Here is a 22,697-nt window from a genome sequence, read left to right on the forward strand (position 1 = left end):
CACAGGGTCAGGAGTAAGGCTTCTTATGTGGCGCCCTTCCGGTCTCACCTGACCGGGAGGGCGCTCTCTTATGAGGGCCAGACGCGGAGGGTCCGCCCGGTCAGGCGATAGTAGATGAGGCCCGCCCACTCGTGCAGCGCCAGATCGGCAAGGGCGAGATTGCTGAGGGGATCGAGCCGGAACCCGGTGCCGCCGCTGTCGATCGGCCAGGTCTGATAGTCCACCGGGACGGGCGTCACCTCCATGTTGATGGCCTCGAAGCACAGCATGGCGCGCGGCAGATGGTAGGCCGAGGTGACGAGGAGCGACTGGCGGAGGGCTTCCCGGCCGAGCAGCGCCGCTGCGCCCCGCGCATTCTCGCAGGTGTTGAGCGTGCCGTTGACGATCCTGAGGCGCGCCTCCGGGAACCCCAGATCGAGCGCCGTCCGCCGGAGCATGTCCGTATCGGTGACGCCATTGGCCAGGGCCATGCCCCCGACCAGATACAGCTCCGCCTCCGGGAATCGCCGCGCCAGGGTGATGCCGGTCAGCATGCGGTCGGCGGCGTCCTTGTACTCCGGGGCGCCGCGGATGGTGCTGGCATAGAGGTTCTCGCCGCCCGCAAGGACAATGATCGCGCGCGGGCGCATCGCGAAGAGGTCCGGCGCCTCGTAGCGGTTTTCCAGCATGCGCATCAGCCAGAATCCCGTGGGCAGTATGGCGAGAACGAACAGCAGAAACGCGCCGGCGCCGGCCAGGCGCAAGCCAACCCGGGGGCGCCACAGCGCCAGGATCAGCCCGGCAAGGCAGAGCCAGAGGGGCAGGGACCCGGGCCCAAATGCCGCCCACAGGGAATAGTTCAACGTCATCGGGCTGAACTATCCCTGACCGGGCACGGCATCAATTCTAATTTATCTTGTGGTAGTGCTTGAACCATTCGACGAAGCGCGGCACGCCCACATCGATCGGCGTTGTGGGCTGGAAGCCCAGATCGTTCTGAATGGCCGAGATGTCCGCGTAGGTCTCCCGCACGTCGCCGGGCTGCATGGGCAGAAGCTCCTTCCGGGCTTCCCGCCCGAGGGCCTTCTCCAGAATCTCGATCATCCGCAGCAGGGGCTCGGACCGGTTGTTGCCGATGTTGTAGACCCGGTGCGGCGAGACCGACCCGCCCGCCTTGGGCTGGCCGTCATCCGGCGGCGGATTGTCGAGGCAGGCGACAACGCCGGTGACGATGTCGTCGATGTAGGTGAAGTCCCGCCGCATATCGCCGTGGTTGAACACCTTGATGGGTTCGCCCTTGAGGATGGCGTCGGTGAACAGCCACATCGCCATGTCGGGGCGGCCCCACGGACCATAGACCGTGAAGAAGCGCAGGCCGGTCTGGGGCAGGCGATAGAGATGGGCGTAGACCTCGCTCATCAGTTCGTCCGCCTTCTTGGTGGCGGCGTACAGGGAAATGGGCAGGTCGACCCGGTCCTCCACCGCGAAGGGCAGCTTCTTGTTGCTGCCATAAACCGAGGAGGAGGACGCATAGACCAGATGCTTCATGCCCTCGGTGTGGCGGCAGTACTCGAGGATGTTGAGATGGCCGACCAGGTTGGCGGTCACATAGGCGTGGGGGTGCGTGATGGAGTAGCGCACGCCCGCCTGCGCGCCCAGATGAACCACCCGGTCGATAGCATAGGGCTTCAGGGCTTCAAGCAGCGCGGCGTTGTCCGCAAAATCCACCTGCAAGAAACTAAAGCTGTTATGGGTGCGTTCAAGTTCCGCGAGACGAGCCCGTTTAAGATCAACGCTGTAATAATCATTCAGGTTATCGAGCCCAATAACCTGTTCGCCGCGGTCGAGGAGTCTTTTGGCGACATGATGGCCGATGAACCCTGCTGCGCCGGTAACAAGTATTGGCATGGTTTGTCTCGATTTGTGATTTAACGGCTTGAGGTGGTGCAATAATGGCGCTAGTCACCCCGGTAACGAAGTCTTAGCCGACGTAGGCTAGTGCTGCAATCCCGCGTGGCGTTGTGTGGCGTTGCGAAGCGGAGGGCACAAGCCGGTCGTTTCGTAAAGCATGCGTGCTTTTCCTGACACCTGTTCTTTCCGAAGGTTGCAGCTTTATGACTGAGGAGATTCTCTGCGCCGCACTGGGGTCGGGCCTGTTCGCGACTCTTGTCGGGTTGAACGCGCAATATCTCGGTCGGCTGCTTGGCTTGCTGGATTTCCCGGATCCCGTGGGCGGGCGCAAGCGCCATTCCCATGTGACGCCGCTGATGGGCGGCACGGCCGTGCTGATTCCGATCGTCCTGATGCTGTTCGCCATGTTCTTCGGCTTTGCCGATGCGCCGGCGGCGGCCCGGGGCGAGCTTGGCATCATCGGCTGCCTGGTGGCGGTGTTCTATGTGGTCGGCGCGTCGGATGACCGGTGGGAGCTCTCGCCGCGCTTCCGTCTCGTCGTGGCCGTGGCGGCGTTCAGCCTGGGCATGATTCTGGTGCCGGCGCTGGATATCCAGTCGCTGCGCTTCGAGCTGGTCGGCAGCCGGCCCGGCGAGGTGCAGACGATTGCGCTGGGAAGCCTCAGCGGCATCTTCACCCTGTTCTGCATGGTGGGCCTGCTCAACGCCGTGAACATGGCAGACGGCAAGAATGGCCTGGTCATCGGCCTGTCCCTGATGTGGACGGGCTTCCTGTCGCTCTATGCGCCGGAGCATGTCGAGGGCGTGCTTCTGGTCGTGGCGGCGGCGCTGGCGGTGGCGCTCTATTTCAACCTGCGCGGCCGGTTCTTCCTCGGGGACGGGGGGAGCTACGGCCTGTCGGCGCTGTTCGGCGCGCTGGCCATCTATGTCTACAACCAGCCCGAGAGCGCCCTCAGCGCAGGGCCGGTGGCTGTCTGGTTCATCATCCCCGTGCTGGACTGCCTGCGCCTGCTCACGACCCGTCTGCTGAAGGGGCGCTCCCCGTTCAGCGGCGACCGGGACCACCTGCATCACCACCTCGGCTACCTGATCGGCTGGCCGAACGGGCTTCTGGTCTACTGGTCCATGGTCGGTATCCCGTCCATCGCCAGCTATGTCCTGCCGGAGTTCAACCTCCAGATTCTCGTGGCCGTGGCGCTGGTTTACACCATGGTCATCACCATCGCCTACCGCCGCCAGACGGTGAACGCCAGCTAGGGCGCGCGCGCAAGCAAACGCGCGAAAGAAAATATGTGGACAGCGCGCATTTGCCTCTTTTCTCCCGGAGAGACGACGGTATAGTGCGCGCCGCCTGCTGGGGCGTAGCCAAGCGGTAAGGCAGCGGTTTTTGGTACCGCCATTCCCAGGTTCGAATCCTGGCGCCCCAGCCAAGCCTGCCCAGGCTCAAGTGCAACTGTTTCCCTGAACGATTTTCTCAAAAATTCCCGAGGCTTGCGGGCCGGATTTCGCATGGCGCCGCAGCAGCGCCCGCGCGGGTGCCGGGGCCTCCGGCCGCGCGCAAGCGCCAGTGCTGGCGATCCCTGTGCTGGCGATCCCGGTGCGGGCGATCGCGGGGAAGGTGTCTGCCTAGCCGTTGATCCAGGAGGCAGGCGTGCGCCGGGCGACGGCGCGGCTCTCCGCCCCGTCATCGGTGCCGGACTTCGCCTTGGGGGCGGAATCAGGCAGAACCGGGTTGCCCAGCTCGTTGCGGGGAACGAAGCCAGGCGCGTAGGATCCCTTCTTGGAGACCATGAACGGGGAGCTTGCGCACCCTGAAAGCCCGAGAGCCAGTGCGATGATGAGGCCGGTTTTCAGCTGCATCCTGTCTACAGTTCAATCTAGGTTCAACGGCGTGTCAGTTGTTCCCTGCACTAAATGAGACCGAAGACGATGTCCATGTATCATCCCTTGCTGACCGCAGATCAGATGCGCCGGCTGGAGCGCGGCCGGTTCGCGGCTGGCCAGTCCAGTCTCGACGCCATGGAGGCGGCGGGTCAGGCGGTCGCCGCGGAAGTGCTGCGCCGCTGGCCGGACGCCAGACAGGCGGTGGTTCTGGCGGGGCCCGGGAACAACGGGGGAGACGGCTATGTGGTGGCGCGTCATCTCCTCGCGGCGGGATGGACGGTGACGGTTGGCGCGTGGGGCGATCCCGACGCCCTTCGGGGCGACGCCCAGATGATGCGCCAGCGCTGGTCGGGGGCGGTCGCGCCGCTCGCCGAGGCGCTTGCCGCGATCGACGGGGCGACAATCGTGGTGGATGCCCTGTTCGGAATCGGGTTCTCGCGTCCGGTGGAGGGGGCGCTGGCGGGGCGCATCCGGGAGGCCTGCGACCGGGCCGGGGGCGTGATCGCCGTCGATGTGCCGAGCGGTGTGGACGCGGATACGGGAAGCGTCGTCTCGGACATGATCCAGGCGGACGCGACGGTGACGTTCGGCGCGCGCAAGCCCTGCCACCTGCTGGAGCCCGGGCGCACCCGCTGCGGGGCGGTGGTGCTGGTGCCCATCGACCTGGCGCCGGAGGCGGCGGAACTGGCACAGCTTGGCGTTGCCACCTGGGCGGTCGGCACGCCGCGCCTGCCGCGCCCCGGCCCCGACGACCACAAGTACAGCCGCGGCCATGTCTGGGTGGCCTCGGGCGGCCCGTCGGCAACCGGGGCGGCGCGGCTGGCGGCGCGGGCGGCGCTGCGCGTCGGGGCCGGGCTGGTCAGCATCGCCAGCCCGCCGAGCGCGGTCGCGATCAACGCCGCGCACCTGACCGCGATCATGGTCCGCCGGGCGGCGACGCCGGAGGCGTTCGCCGCCTGCCTCGCCGACCCCCGCGCCAGCGGCATGGTGATCGGGCCGGGCTTCGGCATCGGCGAACGCTGCCGGGAGACGGTGCTGGCACTGCTGGCGACGGGCAAGCCGCTGGTGCTGGACGCGGACGCCCTGACCAGTTTCGAGGACGACCCCGCCGTCCTGTTCCGGGCCATCCGGGGCGCGGTGGTGATGACGCCGCACGAGGGCGAGTTCCGCCACCTGTTCCCCGGCATCGACGCCAGTGCGCCCAGGCTGGAGCGGGCGCGGGAGGCGGCGCGGATCTCGGGCGCGGTGGTGCTGCTGAAGGGGCCGGACACGGTGGTCGCGACGCCCGAGGGCGAGGCGTTCATCAACGGCCACGCGTCGCCCGAGCTGGCGACGGCAGGGGCAGGGGACGTTCTGGCGGGCACCATCCTCGGGCTCATTGCCCAGGAACGGCAGCTCGGCCTGTCGGTTGCCCAGGCGGCGGCTGTTGCGGCCTGGATACACGGAGAGGCGGGGCTGCGGCTCGGCCCGGGACTGATCGCAGAGGATCTTCCCGAGGCCTATCCGGGTATTCTAAAAGCCATAGCGGTTCCCGCTCTCCGGGGCGGGAGACAATAAGGGATTGTTGCGTCCATCTACCCCTGTGCTATAGACGCCGCTTCGAATTCAGGCCTTGGCGGATGTGGCGGAATTGGTAGACGCGCTGGATTTAGGTTCCAGTGTCGAAAGACGTGGGGGTTCGAGTCCCTTCATCCGCACCAAGGATTCACGGCCGCCCGGCGGCACATGACGAGTTGAGAGAACGCCATGCAGATCAGCGAGACGTTGAACGAAGGTTTGAAGCGGGCCTACACCGTGGTGGTGCCGGCCGCCGACCTGTCCCGGAAACTGGACGAGCAGATTGGCAATGTTGCCAAGACCATTCGCATGCCGGGCTTCCGCCCGGGCAAGGTTCCGGCCTCGCTGGTGCGCAAGGTTCACGGCGCGGCCCTGACCGGCCAGGTGCTGGAAGAAGCGGTGCAGGAAGGCACCCAGAAGGTGCTGGAGGAGAACAAGCTCCGCCCGGCCATGCAGCCGCAGATCGAGGTGACCAAGTACGAGCCGGATTCGGACCTCGAGTTCACCATGAACCTGGAGATCCTGCCGGACGTGGCGGTTCCCGATCTCTCCGGCCTGAAGCTGGAAAAGTGGGTCATTCCGGTGGAGGACAAGGAGGTCGACGAGGCCGTCGAGCGCCTGGCCTCCCAGCAGAAGGCCTTCGAGGACGCGCCGGAAGGCCATGCGGCCCAGAATGGCGATGCGGTCATCATCGACTTCGTCGGCAAGCTGGACGGCGAGCCGTTCGAGGGCGGCAAGGGCGAGGACACCCAGCTGGAGCTGGGCTCGGGCATGTTCATCCCCGGCTTCGAGGAGCAGCTGGTCGGCGTGAAGGCCGGTGAGCAGAAGACCATCACCGTGACCTTCCCGGAACAGTATCCGGCCGCCAACCTGGCGGGCAAGGAGACCACCTTCGACATCACCGTCAAGAAGGTGCAGACCGCCAAGCCGGTCGAGATCAACGACGAGATGGCCAAGAACTTCGGCCTCGAGAGCCTCGACTCGCTGAAGGAAATCCTGAAGTCGCAGATCGAGCGCGAGCACAACAGCCTGACCCGCACCTACCTGAAGCGCAAGCTGCTGGACGCCCTGGCGGCCAGCCACGACTTCCCGGTGCCGGAGGGCATGGTGGACGCCGAGTTCCAGCAGATCTGGGCGCAGCTGGAGCGTGAGGCCGGCGACGACGAGGAAGAGAAGGCCAAGCTGGAAGCCGAGAAGGAAGAGTACCGCAACATCGCCGTGCGCCGCGTGCGCCTCGGCCTGCTGCTCTCCGAGATCGGCCAGGCCAACAACATCCAGATCACCCAGGCCGAGATGAACCGCCTGATCGCCCAGGAAGCCCAGCGCTACCCGGGCCAGCAGGAGCAGGTGGTGAAGTTCTTCCAGCAGAACCAGATGGCGGCCGCCCAGCTGCGCGCGCCGCTGTATGAGGAAAAGGTGGTGGACTTCATCCTCGGCCAGATCGAGGTGACCGAGAAGACCGTCACCCGCGAGGAGCTGACCCGCGCGCTGGAGGCGGACGACGACGCCGAGGCGAAGCCCGCCGAGGAAGCGCCGAAGAAGAAGGCCACCAAGGCCAAGGCCAAGAAGGACGAGGCCGGCGAGGCCGAGGCCGCGGCCGAGGAAGCGCCCGCCAAGCCGAAGGCGAAGGCCAAGGCCAAGGCGGACGCCGAAACGGAGGCCGAGGGCGAGGCCGCCCCGAAGCCGAAGAAGAAGACGACGTCGAAAGCCTCTTCCAAAAAGGCTGAATAAACCCAATCTTGGCAATCGGGGGCGGTGAGCCCCCGATTGCCTAAGTGAAGTGAAAGGCGACGCCCATGATCGACCCGATCAGCCATTACCAGAACAGCCTCGTGCCCATGGTCATTGAGCAGTCCACCCGGGGTGAAAGGGCGTTTGACATCTACTCCCGCCTGCTGCGGGAGCGCATCATCTTCGTCACCGGCGGCATCGAGGACCACATGGCGTCCCTCATCGTCGCCCAGCTGCTCTTTCTTGAGGCCGACAACCCCAAGAAGGACATCTTCATGTACATCAACTCGCCGGGCGGCGTGGTGACGGCGGGTCTCGCCATCTACGACACCATGCAGTACATCCGCCCCAACGTGGCGACGGTGTGCATCGGCCAGGCCGCGTCCATGGGCGCCTTCCTGCTGGCCGCCGGCGCGCCGGGCATGCGCTGGTCCCTGCCCAACGCCCGCATAATGATTCACCAGCCCTCGGGCGGCGCCCAAGGCCAGGCGACGGACATCGAGATCCAGGCGCGGGAAATCCTGCGCATCCGCCAGCGCCTGAACGAAATCCTGCAAAAAAACACCGGTCGTTCCCTGGAAGAGGTTGAAAAAGCCGTCGAGCGCGACACATTTATGACGGCTGACGAGGCCAAGGCCTGGGGACTGATCGACACTGTCTACGAACGGCGACCCGAGACGCCGGAAGAGAGTGAAAAGCGGTAATCAGCTGCATTGACGCGCCGGAATCCAGCCTCGTCTGCGATTTGTTAAGCCTCTTTTGAGGCACGGCGCGTTATAGTCCCTGCGTCTGAAAGGAGGGGTTGACCCTCTATTTCGGGATTGTGAAGCCCTAGAGGCTCGGTCTAGGATGCCAGCGTCGGCTGCGTATTGGGCCGAACGAGGAAAGGACGCGCATGACCAAGCTCAGCGGCAGCGACTCGAAGAACACTCTTTACTGCTCTTTCTGCGGTAAGAGCCAGCACGAGGTTCGCAAGCTGATCGCCGGCCCGACCGTTTTCATCTGCGATGAATGCGTCGAGCTGTGCAACGATATCATTCGGGAAGAAACCAAGTCGGCTCTGGTGAAGAGCCGGGACGGCGTTCCGACGCCGCGGGAAATCTGCAAGGTTCTGGACGACTACGTGATCGGCCAGAGCCATGCCAAGCGCGTGCTCTCGGTTGCCGTTCACAACCACTACAAGCGCCTGAATCACGGCCAGAAGAACAGCGACGTTGAACTGGCGAAGTCCAACATCCTGCTGGTGGGCCCGACGGGCTGCGGCAAGACGCTGCTCGCCCAGACGCTGGCCCGCATCCTGGATGTGCCCTTCACCATGGCCGACGCCACCACGCTGACCGAAGCCGGCTACGTGGGCGAGGATGTGGAGAACATCATCCTCAAGCTGCTCCAGGCGGCCGACTACAACGTGGAGCGGGCCCAGCGCGGCATCGTCTACATCGACGAGATCGACAAGATCAGCCGCAAGTCCGACAATCCGTCCATCACCCGCGACGTGTCGGGCGAGGGCGTGCAGCAGGCGCTGCTCAAGATCATGGAAGGCACCACCGCTTCCGTGCCGCCCCAGGGCGGCCGCAAGCACCCGCAGCAGGAGTTCCTCCAGGTCGATACGACCAACATCCTGTTCATCTGCGGCGGCGCCTTCGCCGGCCTCGACCGGATCATCGCGGACCGCCTCCAGGGCAAGTCGATCGGTTTCGGTGCCAATGTGGTGGCCCCGGACGAGCGGCGCACGGGCGAGATCCTGAAGCAGTGCGAGCCGGAGGATCTGCTGAAGTTCGGCCTGATCCCCGAGTTCATCGGCCGTCTGCCGGTGATCGCGACGCTGGAGGATCTGGACGAGGAGGCGCTGGTCAAGATCCTGTCCGAGCCGAAGAACGCGCTCGCCAAGCAGTATCAGCGCCTGTTCGACATGGAAGGCGTGAAGCTGACCTTCAACCCCGACGCACTGCAGGCCATCTCGCGCAAGGCAATCGAGCGCAAAACCGGTGCACGCGGCCTGCGTTCCATCATGGAAGCCATCCTGCTGGACACCATGTTCGAGCTGCCTGGCATGGATGGGGTCGATGAGGTCGTGATCAACAAGGACGTGGTCGAAGGCCGGAAGGACCCGATCCGTATTTTCTCGCAGACGCGGGAAGACGTGGGATCGCTGGCCTAGTCAGCCCCCCCCCCCGACCACCGCTCCAGATGACCAAGCCGACCTATGGGGAGGGCAGCATGGCTTGATGCAAGCCGCTGTTCTCCCCATATGCGTAAGGAAGAGCGCGACATCGCGCGTTGTGCCGGTGTGTGCGCCAAGTGTGTGAGGCTTCAATGCAACAGCTGTACCCTGTTCTGCCCCTTCGCGACATCGTGGTCTTCCCACAGATGATCGTGCCGCTGTTCGTTGGCCGTGAGAAATCGGTTCGGGCGCTGGAGGAGGTCATGCGCGGCGACAAGCGCATCTTCCTGCTGTCGCAGAAGAATCCGGCGGACGATGATCCGGGGCAGAAGGAACTCTATGATGTCGGCACGCTGGCCAACGTGCTCCAGCTGCTCAAGCTGCCCGACGGCACCGTCAAGGTGCTGGTCGAGGGCAAGGAGCGGGCGCGCGTGCAGGCGTTCTCCGACCAGGCCGACTATCTGGAAGCGTCGGTCGCGCCCCTCACCGAAGAGAATACGGACAGCGACGAAGTGCGCGGGCTGATGCGCTCGGTCATCAGCCAGTTCGAGCAGTATGTGCGCCTGAACAAGAAGATCGCGCCGGAGGTGCTGGTCGGGCTCAACCAGATCACGGAGCCGTCCAAGCTGGCCGATACGGTGGCGAGCCACCTCGGGCTGAAGATCTCCGACAAGCAGCAGCTGCTGGCGACCACGGACGTGGCCAAGCGGCTGGAGATGGTCTTCGGCTTCATGGAAGGCGAGATTGGCGTCCTCCAGGTGGAGAAGAAGATCCGCTCGCGCGTGAAGCGCCAGATGGAGAAGACCCAGCGCGAGTACTACCTGAACGAGCAGCTGAAGGCGATTCAGCGCGAGCTTGGGGAATCGGACGAGGGCCGGGACGAAGCCGCCGAGCTGGAAGAGCGCATCAAGAAGACCAAGCTCTCCAAGGAGGCCCGCGACAAGGCCATGAGCGAGCTGAAGAAGCTGCGCTCCATGAGCCCGATGTCGGCCGAGGCCACGGTGGTGCGCAACTACCTCGACTGGATCCTGGGCCTGCCGTGGGGCAAGAAGTCCAAGGTCAAGAAGGACATCAAGGTCGCCGAGCAGGTGCTCGACGCGGATCACTACGGCCTTGAAAAGGTGAAGGAGCGCATCGTCGAGTACCTCGCCGTGCAGTCCCGCACCAACAAGCTGAAGGGGCCGATTCTGTGCCTCGTCGGCCCGCCGGGCGTCGGCAAGACCTCGCTTGGCCGCTCCATCGCCAAGGCGACGGGCCGCGAGTTCATCCGCTTCTCGCTGGGCGGCGTGCGGGATGAGGCCGAGATTCGCGGCCACCGCCGCACCTACATCGGCTCCATGCCGGGCAAGATCATCCAGTCGCTCAAGAAGTCGGGCACCAGCAACCCGCTGTTCCTGCTCGACGAGATCGACAAGATGGGCCAGGACTTCCGGGGCGACCCGGCCTCGGCGCTGCTGGAGGTGCTCGACCCCGAGCAGAACGCCAAGTTCAACGACCACTACCTGGAGGTGGACTACGACCTCTCGGACGTGATGTTCGTGACCACGGCCAACACGCTGCGGATGCCCCAGCCGCTCCTCGACCGCATGGAGATCATCCAGCTCTCCGGCTACACCGAGGACGAGAAGATCGAGATCTGCAAGCGGCACCTGATCGCCAAGCAGATCGAGAATCACGGCCTGAAGAAGGGCGAGTGGTCCATCTCCGACGAGGCGCTGCGCGACCTGGTGCGCTACTACACCCGCGAGGCGGGCGTGCGGAACCTGGAGCGCGAGCTGGCCAAGCTGGCCCGCAAGTCGCTGAAGCGCATCCTCGAGGGCAAGGCGGACAAGGTGCACATCACGCCGGAGAACCTGGAGGAATTCGCGGGTGTGCGGAAGTTCCGCTTCGGCGAATCCGAGCAGGAGGATCAGGTGGGCGCCACCACCGGCCTCGCCTGGACCGAGGTGGGCGGCGAGCTGCTGACCATCGAGGCGGTGACCGTGCCGGGCAAGGGCGCCATCAAGACCACCGGCAAGCTGGGCGACGTGATGCAGGAGTCGATCCAGGCGGCCTTCTCCTTCGTGAAGTCGCGCTCGGCCCTGTTCGGCATCAAGCCGACCCTGTTCCAGCACCGGGACATCCACGTGCACGTGCCGGAAGGCGCGACGCCCAAGGACGGCCCGTCCGCCGGTATCGCCATGGTGACGTCCATCGTGTCGGTGCTGACGGGTATCCCGGTGCGCAAGGACATCGCCATGACCGGCGAGGTTACCCTGCGCGGCCGCGTGCTGCCCATCGGTGGCCTCAAGGAGAAGCTGCTGGCCGCGCTGCGCGGCGGCATCAAGACCGTGCTGATCCCGGCCGACAACGAGAAGGATCTGGTCGAGCTTCCCGATAACGTGAAGCAGGGGCTGGAGATCATTCCGGTCAAGGTGGCCGATCAGGTGCTCGATCTGGCCCTGACTCAGCCGCTCCAGCCGATCGACTGGAAGGAGGCCGAGGAGATCGCGGCGGCCGCTCCGCAACCGGAGCGTGCAGCCGATCACGAACCTCCCATGGCGCATTAGGTTAGATAATTACTAACCATAACCGAAAAAACCTTTGGAAAACCGCCCTTGTGGGCGGTTTTCCTTTTGACAAGCTAATAAACTGATTCTTAGATGACCGCCGGCTCAAGGAGCCGGCTTACTTTTTACATCCTGGGGGTCCAGACCGATGAACAAGCAGGAACTGATCAGCGCCGTTGCAGACAACGCCGGCCTCTCCAAGACGCAGGCGGGTGTGGCTGTGGACGCGCTGTTCGACGCCATTACCTCGGCACTCAAGTCGGGCGACGAAGTGCGCCTGGTCGGCTTTGGCACGTTCAGCGTCGCCACGCGCAAGGCTTCGACCGGCCGCAATCCGCGCACCGGTGAGGAGATCACCATTGCCGCCAGCAAGACGCCGAAGTTCCGCGCCGGCAAGGCGCTGAAGGACGCCGTCAACTAAGAGGCTGTGACTGAACGCCGGTGAGCGGGCGCTAGGTCCGCTCCGGCGTTCACCGGTAAAGAAAAAACGGCAAGGGAATGAGAAAGAGGCTGGACAAGCCAGACCTAAACCGCTAATTCCCACGCCGCAGCCGGTGGTGAGGGCGCGTAGCTCAGTGGTAGAGCACTGTGTTCACACCGCAGGGGTCGCAAGTTCAATCCTTGCCGCGCCCACCATCCGCTGAAAGTCTTCTGTCAAAAAGCTACCGGCAGAAACAGATCCATTTCCCGAATACTGACCGCTTCGGCGGTCAACTATAGGCCCCCCCGGGCCTTTTTTTCGTTTTGGCGCCGGACTTTCGCTCCGGCCCTTGTTTCTTCGCGCGGCGGGCGCGGACAGAATCGGGCGACCGTCAAATCCTCTCCGGCCGGGCCGGGGCGGTGGCCGCACCCTGAAACCGGACTAGTTCGATCCTCAAAAAAACCGAGAGCTTTCAGCGCCTTGCGGCGTTTTGTCCGGCGTTTGGTTACCGTTCAGTAAGATTGTTTGTCCATGACTTGTCGCAGGCGGAAGGCAAAACTGCCCGTCAGGCGATAACCAGGGGGGATGTCAGGCGTGTTTGCGTATTTCAAGATGGCGCTCGATGCAGTCCGAACGAACATCATGATCGCCGATGCGGACTTCAAGATCATCTACATGAATCCGGCGGTGATGGCGCTGATGAAGGAGGCCGAGGCAGAACTGCGCCAGCAGCTGCCCCATTTCACGGCCTCGAAGCTCATCGGACAGGACATGGGGGTCTTTCACCGCAACCCGCACTACCAGACCCAGCTTCTGCGGCAGCTGACCGAGCCGCATAATGCCATGATCACGATCGGGCCCCGGGTGTTCGACCTGCGGGTCATGCCGCTTGTGGAGGACGGCGAGCGCAAGGGTTTCGTGGTGGAGTGGGCCGATGCCCGGGAGCGGTTGCTCAACCTGGACTATGCCGCCCAGATCGCGGCGATCGGCCGGTCGCAGGCCGTCGCGGAATTCTCCGTCGATGGCGTGATTCTCAAGGCCAACGACAACTTCCTGAACGCGCTCGGCTACACCTGGGAGGAGCTGGAGGGGCGGCACCTGCGCTCCCTGTGGAGCGAGGGGAACGAGTCCGGCGTCATGGAGGCGTTCTGGCAGGAGCTTCTGGCCGGGCGCTACCAGATGGGCCAGTATCGCCTGACCGGCAAGGACGGCCGCAGTGTGTGGTTCGAGGCCAATTACAACCCGATTCCCGACCACAAGGGGAAGGTGGCGAAGATTGTCGTCTTCGCGACGAACGTGACGGCGCAGATCGCGCTGCTCACCGACCTGAAGCGCCTGATCGACAAGAACTTCGGTGACATCGACGGCGCGATCGACCTGTCGGCGAGCAATGCGTCCACGGCTGCCGCGGCGGCGGAGGAGACCGCCCGCAACGTGGAGGAGATCGCCACCAGCGCCGAGCAGTTCGCCCTGTCGATTCAGGAAATCTCCCGCAGCATGGCCTTCTCCCTGACGGCGACGGAAGGCGCGGTGGCGCAGACCGGCGCGGTGGAGCAGAGCACCATGGCCCTCTCCACCGCGGCGCAGGCGATGAACGGCATTGTCGGCATGATCCGCAAGGTGGCCAACCAGATCAATCTCCTGGCGCTGAACGCGGCCATCGAGGCGGCGCACGCGGGCGAGGCGGGCAAGGGCTTCGCCGTGGTCGCGCAGGAGGTGAAGGCGCTGGCCAACCAGGCCTCGCAGGCGACGGAGCAGATCACGGCCGAGATCGGGCGGATTCAGGCCATCTCGGGCGACGTGGTGCAGGCGCTGAACGCCATCACCCAGGCGGTCGGCACGGTGCGGGAGAACGTGGCCATCACCTCCTCCGCGCTGGAGGAACAGAACGCCATGTCCCAGAACATGTCCGCCAACATGCAGAACGCGGCCGAGGCGGTGGCGACGGTCTCCGCCAACATCGGCAAGATTTCCTCGGCCATCCGTCTCGCCCGCGAGGCGGCGGAGGGCACCCGCGAGGCGGCGGTGGTGCTGGTGCGCTGACCGGAAGGGCCAAAAAAAGGGGCGGTCTCGAACGACCGCCCCGATTGGCCCGTGCGGGCAACCTGGCTCAGGCTCAGGATCAGGCGGCCTCGCGGCGGCGCAGGAGGCCAAGGCCGGCCAGACCAAGCCCGAGCAGGGCCATGCCGGCCGGTTCCGGGACTTGGGCCGGATCTCGATAGATCACCTGCGCGGACGGAAAGTCACCCGACGCCGAAGCGAAGGTGTACCCGCGCGGCAGCACCACGCTGAGGAAGGCCGTGTTGCCGAATTCGGCCAGAATGGAAGTGTTGAGCGTCGCGGAATCGAGCGCAACCTGGGCGCGCAGGAGCGCTTCCCATTCGAAAACCGTGTCCGCGACGTCGCTCAGGTCAATCTCGAGGACCAGAGAGGCGGTGATATCGCCCGTCTCGGCGACCGCATAGGTCCAGCCCTCGGTTAGCGCCCAGGACGCCACGATGTCTTCGTTGGAATGCTGGGCCACGCCCGCCTGTCCCAGCCTCATCGCCGTGCGCTGGGCGTCGAGCGCCAGGAAGGCCTCCAGATAACTGTCGTAACCGCCCCAGGTGGCGCTGTCGGAGGGGTCGAGAGACCCGATCTGCTCCACGATGTCGAACGAGCCGGCGCTCCATGCCTGGAGGCTGGCGGTGAAGCCAAAGGCGTTATAGGCGGCGGGAATGAACCCGAACTGGAGGAAGGTTGAGTCCAGATCCACATCCCCGGATGTCTGGAACGTGCCCGAGACATTCAGTTTCAGCAGCGCCTTCGCGCCCGGGGCAGCAGCACCGGCATCCGCCAGGCTGATGATGAACGTATCGCCAAACCGGGCCTCGGCTGTTTGCTCATGGGATCGTTCGCCGGGGGCCAGAACCGGGCCTGACAAAGGCTCCCGGTTTGCGACGAAGGCGGACGCCCGCAGTGCGCCCTCGGCGAGATTGGCGGTGGCAGAGCCGACGAAATCGGCGTCCTGCAACGTGTCTGTGCCACCCCACGTAAACGTGCCGGACGAAACAGCGGTTGCACTGGCGACACTCTCATTGGGGCCGCCATACGTGAGGTTCGCGCGGGAACCATAGGTCTGCGCCTGCGCCAGATGGGTGACCGGTGTGGCAAGAGCCGGAGCGGTGAGGGCGGCGCAAAAGGCAACGGCGGCCGCGAGTGCGGACCCCCGGAGGTTCCTTCCACGTGGCGTTCGTACGAATGGAAGTCTTTCGATCGAGGGCCTTTTTGAGGGCATGGCATCTCTCCCCGGTTGTCGGAAAAGGCGTGACGCGCTTTCGAGGCAAGACCCATGCCAGTTGGAATTATAATAGTAGTAGCAATTAGTTATAATATTTTAATATATCCTAACGAAATTATTTGTAAAAATTTCCAACAACCTATCCAGGTAGGAAAAAAAAGTTGCGCGATGTGCCTCGGTGCCCCCGCGCGGGACGCGCGTCGGGGCAGGGCGGCGGATGCGGGATGCTTTGGAGACCCGTCCGCCAAAGGGCCGATGCGCATGCCCCTCTGCTCCGCATTCGGGAAATAGCGCTTGACCGCCAAGCCGCGCAGAAACTAAGGGAGGCGACGCGCAGGGGCGGTTAGCTCAGTTGGTAGAGCATCTCGCTTACACCGAGAGGGTCGGCGGTTCGAGCCCGTCACCGCCCACCAGCGCGGCCGGCGCAGCCGGCGTGGCAACGCAGCCGGCGAGGCCGGTCTTTCCGCCCGGCGACGTTCGCTCTCCCGTATTCCGGTTCTTCCCGTTTCCGGCCCTCCCGATTCCAGAGCCATCGCGTCCGCAACCGGGCCTCCCGGTGGAACCGGCTGATTCCCCACGGGTTCATCGGCAGGAGGGGCACGCTGCCGCGCCTCGCCCGAGGGGGCGGCCGTCTGCCCCCTCGCATCCAACGGGAGGGGAGGCCAGGTGCCGGATCTTGAGGGCGATACGCGGTTCCTCCGGCGCCTGCTCATCACCATCGCCGTGCTTCTTCTCGTGCTGGCGCTCTGGCAACTCCTTCATCTCGTCATGCTGGTCGTGGGCGCAGTGCTGCTGGCGGTGCTGCTGATGGCGCTGGCGCGCCCGCTCGGCCGCTGGCTCAGGCTGCGCGAAGGCGGGGCGCTGGCCCTGTCGGGGCTCATCGTCATCACCCTCATCGGCGGCGGCTTCTGGCTGTTCGGCGCGGAGGTTTCGGCGCAGGTCTCGGCCCTGCTGGACACCCTGCCGCAATCCTGGGACGTGCTGGAGACGCGGCTGAGCCAGTCCCCCCTCGGGCGGCAGATGATGGCGCGGCTCGGGGGCGAGCTGCTGTCGCTGACGGGCGTCATCGGCGATGTCAGCCGCTTCGTGCTGTCCCTGAGCAGTGCGCTCACGGACGTGTTCATCATCGTGGTCGGGGGCATCTACTTCGCCGCCCAGCCGGACCTCTACCGGCGGGGCGTGCTGGCGCTGCTGCCCCGGGGGCGACGCGCCCTTGCGGAGGAAACCCTGACGGAGATGGGCACGGCCCTCCAGCGCTGGCTGGTGGCCAAGCTGATCGCCATGATCATCATCGGGGTGCTGACGGTCATGGGGCTGTCGGTCATCGGCGTGCCGTCGGCGCTGGCGCTCGGCCTGTTCGCCGGGCTCGCCGAGTTCGTGCCGCTGGTGGGGCCCATCATCGCCGCCATTCCCGCCCTGATCGTGGCGCTGGGCCAGAGCTACCAGCTGGCGCTGTGGACGTTGGCGCTGTACCTCGCCGTCCAGCAGCTGGAGAGCAACATCATCACGCCGCTGGTCCAGCAACACGCCATCTCCCTGCCGCCGGCGGTAACCCTGTTCGCCGTGATCGCGGCGGGCCTGCTGTTCGGGCCGATCGGCGTGCTGTTCTCGGGGCCGCTCACCGTGCTCGCCTTCGTCGCCTGCCGGATCCTCTATGTGCGCGAGACGCTGGGTCCGCGCGACCAGACGCCGGGCGCGCCCTGACCCGGGAGCGGGCGGGAGAGGGGGCGGGCTCGCTTTGCCCTCTGGCGGGGCGGCCGGCTTCATGTCTATGTTTGATTCGGGTTTGCATCGGGTTTTGCAGGGAGAGCCGCGTCCGTGTCCCCGTTCGATTTCGTTGCCCTGGTTGTTCTGATCCTTGCCTGGCTGTTCTACGAGCGGATGCTCCCCACCCTGGTGGGGAAGCGCGGGGCACTCAACGCCCATATGGTCAAGATCAGGCGGCTGTGGATGTTGCAGGTGGCCAATCGGCCCGTCCGCATCGCCGACGGCCAGTTCATCGGCCACACGCTCAACTCGGCAACCTTCTTCGGCTCGGCGAACCTCATCGTCATGGCGGCGGTGATCGGCGTCATCTTCGGGGGAGACTCGGCCTACCGCAGCGTGGCGGGGCTCCGGTTCATGCAGGCGGGCAGCCACTGGCTGTTCGAGGTCAAGCTGATGCTGGTGGTGGTCATCCTGTCGCGGGGCCTGCTGGACTTCGTCTGGTCGATTCGCCAGCTCAACTACTGCCTCGCCACGATCGGCGCCATGCCGGACCACCAGTCCGACGAGCGGCGCCGCGCCTGGGGCGAGGCGATCGGCGACCTCATCAACCCGGCCATGAGCACCTTCAGCCGGGGCGTGCGCGGCTACTACTTCGCGCTCGCGGCGGCGGCGTGGATGATGGGGCCGACCGCGCTGCTGCTGGCGACCCTCGGCTCGGTGAGCCTCCTTGCCTGGCGGCAGTCGCACTCGGGCGCGGCGGCGGGCGTGCGCAAGGTGTGGGCGCTGGTGGAGGAGTCCATGGCCGACGAAGCGCAGGCGGCCACCAGGGCGGCTGAAGACAGCCCCCCGACACACTGAAGCCGGGGCAATTGCCAGGGGCGGCCCCGAACGGCTAGGCTTCCGGGACCGCAGAGGGCCCGGCAGGGCGGGCCGAAAGGGAGGAACACATGGCGATTGACGGCCGCTGGACCGTGACGGTCAGCTCCCCCATGGGGCCGCTGGAAACCGAACTGGAGGTGACGAGCAACGGTGGCACGCTCACCGGCACCCAGAAGGCGTCGGGAGACGAGCGCCAGATCTACAACGGCACCGCGAACGGCAACGAGGTCTCCTGGTCGGTGGACATCAGCCAGCCGATCCCCGCGACCCTGACCTTTACCGGCTCGGTCGAGGGCGACACGCTTCAGGGCAGCGTGCAGGCCGGCATGTTCGGCGCGTTCCCCTTCAGCGGCAGCCGGATCGGCTGAGACCGGCCAGACTGCGCTTTCACAGCAAGGCAGAACAGACAGGGCGGCGGCCCCCAAGGGGCTGTCGCCCTTTTTGCAGAACTCGTCGACGTCAGGCCCCAAACCCGCAGAAAACCGGAACTTGCCACGAACGGTGGCGTTCCAGAAGCACCCTTGAGACACCATATCCGGCGCGTCCGGCAAGGGTCGGCTGTTCGTGCCGGCGGGCGAATCGATCGCCCCCGCGGCACGTCGCCCGCGTTCATGTTCCGAACCTTCAGCACAGGGTGACTTCTATGATCCGCAAATCTTTCTGTATGGCCGCTGTTGCACTTCTTTGCGGGACCAGCGCCATTGCCCAGACCACCGGCGGAACCGGAAGCGGTACCGGCAGCAGCATGGGCGGTCAAAGCGGTTCTTCCTCCTCCCAGCAGCCGGGCGGCTCGCCCGGCTCGATGGGCACCATGCCGGAACAACAGGGCACCATGGGCGGCGAGCCGGGCCAGAGCGGCACCATGGGCGGTGAGGCGGGCCAGAGCGGCACCATGGGCGGTGAGGCGGGCCAGAGCGGCACCATGGGGCAGGAAGGCCAGAGCGGCACCATGGGCGGCCAGGAGAGCGAGAGCGGCACCATGGGCAGCCAGCAGGATCGGAGCGCCATGCAGGGCCAGATGTCGGAGAATTTCGCCGCCTTCGATCAGGACAAGGACGGCGCTCTCGACCGGACGGAATTTGCCCGCGCGCTTCAGGTCCAGAGCGCATCGCCCGCCGCTGGCGGCGAGAGCCGTGCGGCGACCGGACAGTTGCCGAAGGGCGACCGGGCCATTTCGCCGCTGAACAGGTCCAGCATGGAGTTCCAGCGCGCCGACACCAACGGCGACGGCAAGGTCTCCCCGGAGGAGTTCTCCAACTTCTCGCCCGAGCAGCAATAGACCAGAGCCCCGGCGCCCGCGCCGGAGGCGAACGGCCCGTCCGGAGGGCGGGCGCGGCGCATGTGCGGAAGGACGGTTCGGGGCCGCCCGCACGTCGGCGGGCGGTCGCCCGGGCTCTTGCCCGGCACGCGCGGGACGGCGCCCGGCGCGCACCGCGTCGTGGGGCAAGACGCGCTGCGGGGTGAGACCGGTCAGGGCCGGCGTTCGGTCAGTTCGGTCAGGAAATGTTCGGGAAGGTTGGTGAGCCCAGATGGATTCGAACCATCGACCTACTGATTAAAAGTCAGTTGCTCTACCGACTGAGCTATGGGCTCCCTCGCGGAGTGCGCGGAACATAGGGAGAGGCTGCGCCCGGGTCAACCGTCGGATTGAGCAAAATATCCCTTGCGCATCGGGCGGCCGTGCGTCCGCCAGCGTGCCGTTGCACGGGGCGCGTCAGGACAGATGCAGGCAGCCGGACATTTCGCGCTGGATGAAGGGGATCCAGCGCTGCACCGAGCGCGCCTTGCGCGCGACCCCGTGCGGCAGCTTGTGGGGTGACCACCGCAGCGGCGCGGGCAGGATGGACGCCATGGCGGCGGCCTGCGCCCGGCTGAGCCGGGCGGCGCTGTGGCCGTAATAGTACTGCGACGCCGCCTCGGCGCCGTAGACGCCGATGCCCCACTCCGCGATGTTGAGATAGACCTCCAGAACTCGCTGCTTGGGCCAGGTCAGCTCGATGAGCACGGTGAAGTAGGCCTCAAGCGCCTTGCGCACCCACGACCGGCCGGACCAGAGGAAGGCGTTCTTCGCCACCTGCTGGGAAATGGTCGAGCCGCCGCGCAGGCGGTGGCCGCTCCGGTTGGATTCGATGGCCTTGGAGATGGCCTCGAAGTCGAAGCCGGTGTGACGGCAGAAGTTCTGGTCCTCCGCCGCGATGGCCGCGTAGGCGAGGTTGGGCGAGAGGGCGTCGAGGGAGCGCCACTCGCGGCGCACGGTCTGGCCCGCCACCCAGTCGCGGATCATGAGCGAGGTGACGGGCGGATTGATCCAGCGATAGGCCAGCACCCACAGGAAGGTGAAGGCGAGCCACAGGATCACGATACGAATGGCCCAGGTGGAAATTCGCGCAAGGATGGATCGACGCACGCCAGGACTCGTCTGTTCTGCCTCGCCGTCCGGGCGCAGCGCACCGGAAGCGTGGATGACAGTGCCTTCACGCCGGGCAGGATGCAATGGTGTGAGTGAGGGGCGTCAAGTCAGGGCGTTGAGCGATGGAGAGGTGCAGCCGGGCGGGCAGGCCGGGCAGGCGGGCTGGCGCCCGGCTACTCGATGGCGAGTTGCCGGGCCTCCACCACCTTGCGCATGGCCTTCTGCACCTTCTCGAAGGCGCGCACCTCGATCTGGCGGATGCGCTCGCGGCTGACGTTGTATTCCTTGGACAGGTCGTCCAGCGTCGCGGGCTCTTCCTTCAGGCGGCGCTCCGTGAAGATGTGCCGCTCGCGCTCGTTCAGCTCTTCCATGGCTGCCATCAGCAGCTCATGGCGCATGTCCGCTTCCTCGCGCTCGGCGACGATCTCGTCCTGGCGGGGCGTGTCGTCCGCCAGCCAGTCCATCCACTCGCCGCTGTCGCTGTCCTGCCGCAGCGGCACGTTGAGCGACGTGTCGCCGCCCATGGCCATGCGGCGGTTCATGGAGATCACATCATCCTCGCTCACCTGGAGGGTGGTGGCGATCTTCTTCACGTCGTCCGGGTGCAGATCGCCATCCTCCACCGCCTGGAGCTTGCCCTTGAGGCGGCGCAGGTTGAAGAACAGCTTCTTCTGCGAAGCGGTGGTGCCGATCTTCACCAGCGACCACGACCGCAGGATGAACTCCTGGATCGAGGCCTTGATCCACCACATGGCGTAGGTGGCAAGGCGGAAGCCCTTGTCCGGGTCGAACTTCTTCACGCCCTGCATCAGGCCGATGTTGCCCTCCGCGATCAGTTCCGACAGCGGCAGGCCGTATCCCCGGTATCCCATCGCGATCTTGGCGACGAGCCGCAGATGGCTGGTCACCAGCTTGTGGGCGGCCTCGGCATCCTCATGCTCGACCCAGCGCTTGGCGAGCATGTATTCCTCCTCCGCCGAAAGCAGGGGAAACTGCCGAATCTGCTGAAGATAACGGGAGAGCGATGCTTCACCCGTCAATGCCGGAACGGTCGCTGTCGTAATATTGGCGGACATGGCGTCTTCACCCTCTTGTCTAGTCATAGCTTACGACCGTTCTGTTCCCTGGAACAAGCAACGAACCGGCAAAAGACTGTTTCCAACTAACCACCTAACCATCGGATCCCAGTGCCGCGATGAGTTGCCGCATATCCTCCGGCAGCGGGCTCTCGAAGTGCAGGGCCTCCCCCGTGATCGGATGGACAAACCCGAGCACGCCCGCATGAAGCGCCTGACGGCGGAATTCGAGCCGGTCGAGCACGGATTTGACCCGCGATTTGCGCCCGGCCCGGCCGTAGGTGGGATCGCCAAGCAGGGCGTGGCCGATGGAGGCCATGTGCACGCGCACCTGATGGGTGCGTCCGGTCTCCAGCCGGCATTCCACCTGCGCCGCGTCCGGCCCGAGGGGGCGGACCACCCGGTAATGGGTGACGGCGTGGCGGCCGCGCCCGTCGCTGACAATGGCCATTTTCTTGCGGTCGTGGACCGAGCGGGCCAGCGCCCCCTCGATCCGCCCGGCAGGTGGGACGGGGATGCCGCCGACGACGGCCGTATAGACCCGCTCCACCGTATGGGCGGCGAACTGGCGGGAGAGATGCTCGTGGGCGGGGTCGGTCTTGGCGACCACCAGCAGCCCCGAGGTGTCCTTGTCGATTCGGTGGACGATGCCCGGCCGCGCCACCCCGCCGATGCCGGAGAGGCGGCCCCGGCAGTGGTGCAGCAGGGCATTGACCAGCGTGCCGTCCAGATTGCCCGCCGCCGGGTGGACAACCAGCCCCGCCGGCTTGTCCACCACCAGAAGGTGGTCATCCTCGTAGACAATGCGCAGGGGGATGTCCTGCGCCTCCGCCTCGGCCGGACGGGGGGCGGGCACGGCGATGGCGTAGCTCTCGCCCGCCTTCACCTTGGTGGCCGGGTCGCGCACGGCAACGCCGCCGCGCGTGACCTCGCCCGTGCTGATGAGCGACTTGATGCGTTCCCTGCTCAAGGTGGTCAGGCGCAGCGCAAGCGCCCGGTCCAGCCGGTGTCCCGCGTGCTCTGGCGCGATATCGACGTAATGAATTTGCCCCGTGGTCATGGACCCCTAGTTAGGGAGCCAACGGCCAAGATGTAAGAGGCCTTGTCAAATGCCTGTGGGACATCCACTTTTTGCTGGAATGCAGCGTGC

19 protein-coding genes and 5 tRNA genes are annotated in these 22,697 nt (G+C 65.6%); 16 read left to right on the plus strand and 8 right to left on the minus strand.

Features of this window, described 5'->3' with window-relative positions:
• Positions 1 to 68 precede the first annotated feature (68 nt).
• Both ACSJJU_RS06660 and ACSJJU_RS06665 read right to left on the minus strand, forming a co-directional pair.
• Positions 69 to 848, minus strand: coding sequence for a YdcF family protein (locus tag ACSJJU_RS06660; RefSeq protein ID WP_435914530.1), 780 nt, complete (start codon positions 846 to 848; stop codon positions 69 to 71).
• Positions 849 to 885: 37 nt separating this feature from the next.
• Positions 886 to 1,887, minus strand: coding sequence for an NAD-dependent epimerase/dehydratase family protein (locus ACSJJU_RS06665; protein ID WP_435914531.1), 1,002 nt, complete (start codon positions 1,885 to 1,887; stop codon positions 886 to 888).
• A gap of 206 nt (positions 1,888 to 2,093) precedes the next feature.
• Here ACSJJU_RS06665 and ACSJJU_RS06670 point away from each other — a divergent pair, with 206 nt between their 5' ends.
• Positions 2,094 to 3,146 (plus strand): glycosyltransferase family 4 protein, encoded by a 1,053-nt coding sequence (locus ACSJJU_RS06670; protein ID WP_435914532.1) that lies wholly within the window; start codon positions 2,094 to 2,096, stop codon positions 3,144 to 3,146.
• A gap of 98 nt (positions 3,147 to 3,244) precedes the next feature.
• Positions 3,245 to 3,319 (plus strand) — tRNA-Gln (locus tag ACSJJU_RS06675).
• A 196-nt stretch (positions 3,320 to 3,515) separates the two neighbouring features.
• On the opposite strand, the gene ACSJJU_RS06680 is transcribed toward ACSJJU_RS06675, so the two are convergent.
• Entirely contained in the window at positions 3,516 to 3,749 is a 234-nt protein-coding gene (locus tag ACSJJU_RS06680; protein ID WP_435914534.1) for a hypothetical protein, read from the minus strand.
• A 69-nt stretch (positions 3,750 to 3,818) separates the two neighbouring features.
• Here ACSJJU_RS06680 and ACSJJU_RS06685 point away from each other — a divergent pair, with 69 nt between their 5' ends.
• The 9 genes from ACSJJU_RS06685 (at position 3,819) to ACSJJU_RS06725 (ending at position 14,238) form a co-directional block, all read left to right on the plus strand.
• Entirely contained in the window at positions 3,819 to 5,330 is a 1,512-nt protein-coding gene (locus ACSJJU_RS06685) for an NAD(P)H-hydrate dehydratase (RefSeq protein WP_435914536.1), read from the plus strand.
• A gap of 58 nt (positions 5,331 to 5,388) precedes the next feature.
• Positions 5,389 to 5,473: transfer RNA gene (locus ACSJJU_RS06690), tRNA-Leu, on the plus strand.
• 46 nt (positions 5,474 to 5,519) lie between these two features.
• Positions 5,520 to 7,061: a trigger factor gene (tig, locus tag ACSJJU_RS06695; RefSeq protein ID WP_435914537.1), complete on the plus strand. Its 1,542-nt coding sequence runs from the start codon at positions 5,520 to 5,522 to the stop codon at positions 7,059 to 7,061.
• A gap of 65 nt (positions 7,062 to 7,126) precedes the next feature.
• Positions 7,127 to 7,765, plus strand: coding sequence for an ATP-dependent Clp endopeptidase proteolytic subunit ClpP (clpP, locus tag ACSJJU_RS06700; protein ID WP_435914538.1), 639 nt, complete (start codon positions 7,127 to 7,129; stop codon positions 7,763 to 7,765).
• 191 nt (positions 7,766 to 7,956) lie between these two features.
• On the plus strand, positions 7,957 to 9,222 hold the full coding sequence (gene clpX, locus ACSJJU_RS06705) for an ATP-dependent Clp protease ATP-binding subunit ClpX (RefSeq protein WP_435914539.1): 1,266 nt from the start codon (positions 7,957 to 7,959) through the stop codon (positions 9,220 to 9,222).
• Between the two features lie 155 nt (positions 9,223 to 9,377).
• Complete coding sequence (lon, locus tag ACSJJU_RS06710) at positions 9,378 to 11,774, plus strand: endopeptidase La (RefSeq protein ID WP_435914540.1); 2,397 nt, start codon at positions 9,378 to 9,380, stop codon at positions 11,772 to 11,774.
• A 148-nt stretch (positions 11,775 to 11,922) separates the two neighbouring features.
• On the plus strand, positions 11,923 to 12,195 hold the full coding sequence (locus tag ACSJJU_RS06715; RefSeq protein WP_435914541.1) for an HU family DNA-binding protein: 273 nt from the start codon (positions 11,923 to 11,925) through the stop codon (positions 12,193 to 12,195).
• A gap of 140 nt (positions 12,196 to 12,335) precedes the next feature.
• A tRNA-Val gene (locus ACSJJU_RS06720) sits at positions 12,336 to 12,410 on the plus strand.
• Between the two features lie 379 nt (positions 12,411 to 12,789).
• The gene (locus ACSJJU_RS06725) at positions 12,790 to 14,238 is read left to right on the plus strand and encodes a methyl-accepting chemotaxis protein (RefSeq protein WP_435914543.1); all 1,449 of its coding nucleotides are present in this window, start codon (positions 12,790 to 12,792) and stop codon (positions 14,236 to 14,238) included.
• Positions 14,239 to 14,317: 79 nt separating this feature from the next.
• On the opposite strand, the gene ACSJJU_RS06730 is transcribed toward ACSJJU_RS06725, so the two are convergent.
• Positions 14,318 to 15,208, minus strand: coding sequence for a PEP-CTERM sorting domain-containing protein (locus tag ACSJJU_RS06730; protein WP_435914544.1), 891 nt, complete (start codon positions 15,206 to 15,208; stop codon positions 14,318 to 14,320).
• 604 nt (positions 15,209 to 15,812) lie between these two features.
• Here ACSJJU_RS06730 and ACSJJU_RS06735 point away from each other — a divergent pair.
• The 5 genes from ACSJJU_RS06735 to ACSJJU_RS06755 all read left to right on the plus strand — a co-directional run bounded on the left by ACSJJU_RS06735 (position 15,813) and on the right by ACSJJU_RS06755 (position 19,340).
• Positions 15,813 to 15,888: transfer RNA gene (locus tag ACSJJU_RS06735), tRNA-Val, on the plus strand.
• Positions 15,889 to 16,141: 253 nt separating this feature from the next.
• Positions 16,142 to 17,179 carry an AI-2E family transporter gene (locus ACSJJU_RS06740; RefSeq protein ID WP_435914545.1) on the plus strand — a complete coding sequence of 346 codons (1,038 nt, stop codon included), beginning with the start codon at positions 16,142 to 16,144 and terminating at the stop codon, positions 17,177 to 17,179.
• Positions 17,180 to 17,293: 114 nt separating this feature from the next.
• Positions 17,294 to 18,040 carry a DUF599 domain-containing protein gene (locus tag ACSJJU_RS06745; RefSeq protein WP_435914546.1) on the plus strand — a complete coding sequence of 249 codons (747 nt, stop codon included), beginning with the start codon at positions 17,294 to 17,296 and terminating at the stop codon, positions 18,038 to 18,040.
• Between the two features lie 89 nt (positions 18,041 to 18,129).
• On the plus strand, positions 18,130 to 18,429 hold the full coding sequence (locus ACSJJU_RS06750; protein ID WP_435914547.1) for a hypothetical protein: 300 nt from the start codon (positions 18,130 to 18,132) through the stop codon (positions 18,427 to 18,429).
• A gap of 377 nt (positions 18,430 to 18,806) precedes the next feature.
• Positions 18,807 to 19,340, plus strand: coding sequence for an EF-hand domain-containing protein (locus tag ACSJJU_RS06755; RefSeq protein ID WP_435914548.1), 534 nt, complete (start codon positions 18,807 to 18,809; stop codon positions 19,338 to 19,340).
• A gap of 238 nt (positions 19,341 to 19,578) precedes the next feature.
• Here ACSJJU_RS06755 and ACSJJU_RS06760 read toward each other — a convergent pair.
• The 4 genes from ACSJJU_RS06760 to ACSJJU_RS06775 all read right to left on the minus strand — a co-directional run bounded on the left by ACSJJU_RS06760 (position 19,579) and on the right by ACSJJU_RS06775 (position 22,607).
• Positions 19,579 to 19,654, minus strand: a tRNA-Lys gene (locus ACSJJU_RS06760).
• A gap of 121 nt (positions 19,655 to 19,775) precedes the next feature.
• Positions 19,776 to 20,468 carry a monofunctional biosynthetic peptidoglycan transglycosylase gene (mtgA, locus tag ACSJJU_RS06765; protein WP_435914549.1) on the minus strand — a complete coding sequence of 231 codons (693 nt, stop codon included), beginning with the start codon at positions 20,466 to 20,468 and terminating at the stop codon, positions 19,776 to 19,778.
• A gap of 176 nt (positions 20,469 to 20,644) precedes the next feature.
• Positions 20,645 to 21,547: an RNA polymerase sigma factor RpoH gene (gene rpoH / locus ACSJJU_RS06770; RefSeq protein ID WP_435914550.1), complete on the minus strand. Its 903-nt coding sequence runs from the start codon at positions 21,545 to 21,547 to the stop codon at positions 20,645 to 20,647.
• 94 nt (positions 21,548 to 21,641) lie between these two features.
• Complete coding sequence (locus ACSJJU_RS06775; protein ID WP_435914551.1) at positions 21,642 to 22,607, minus strand: RluA family pseudouridine synthase; 966 nt, start codon at positions 22,605 to 22,607, stop codon at positions 21,642 to 21,644.
• Positions 22,608 to 22,697: the final 90 nt, after the last annotated feature.

Source organism: Pedomonas sp. V897, assembly GCF_051304405.1.
Classification (GTDB): domain Bacteria; phylum Pseudomonadota; class Alphaproteobacteria; order Sphingomonadales; family Sphingomonadaceae; genus Pedomonas.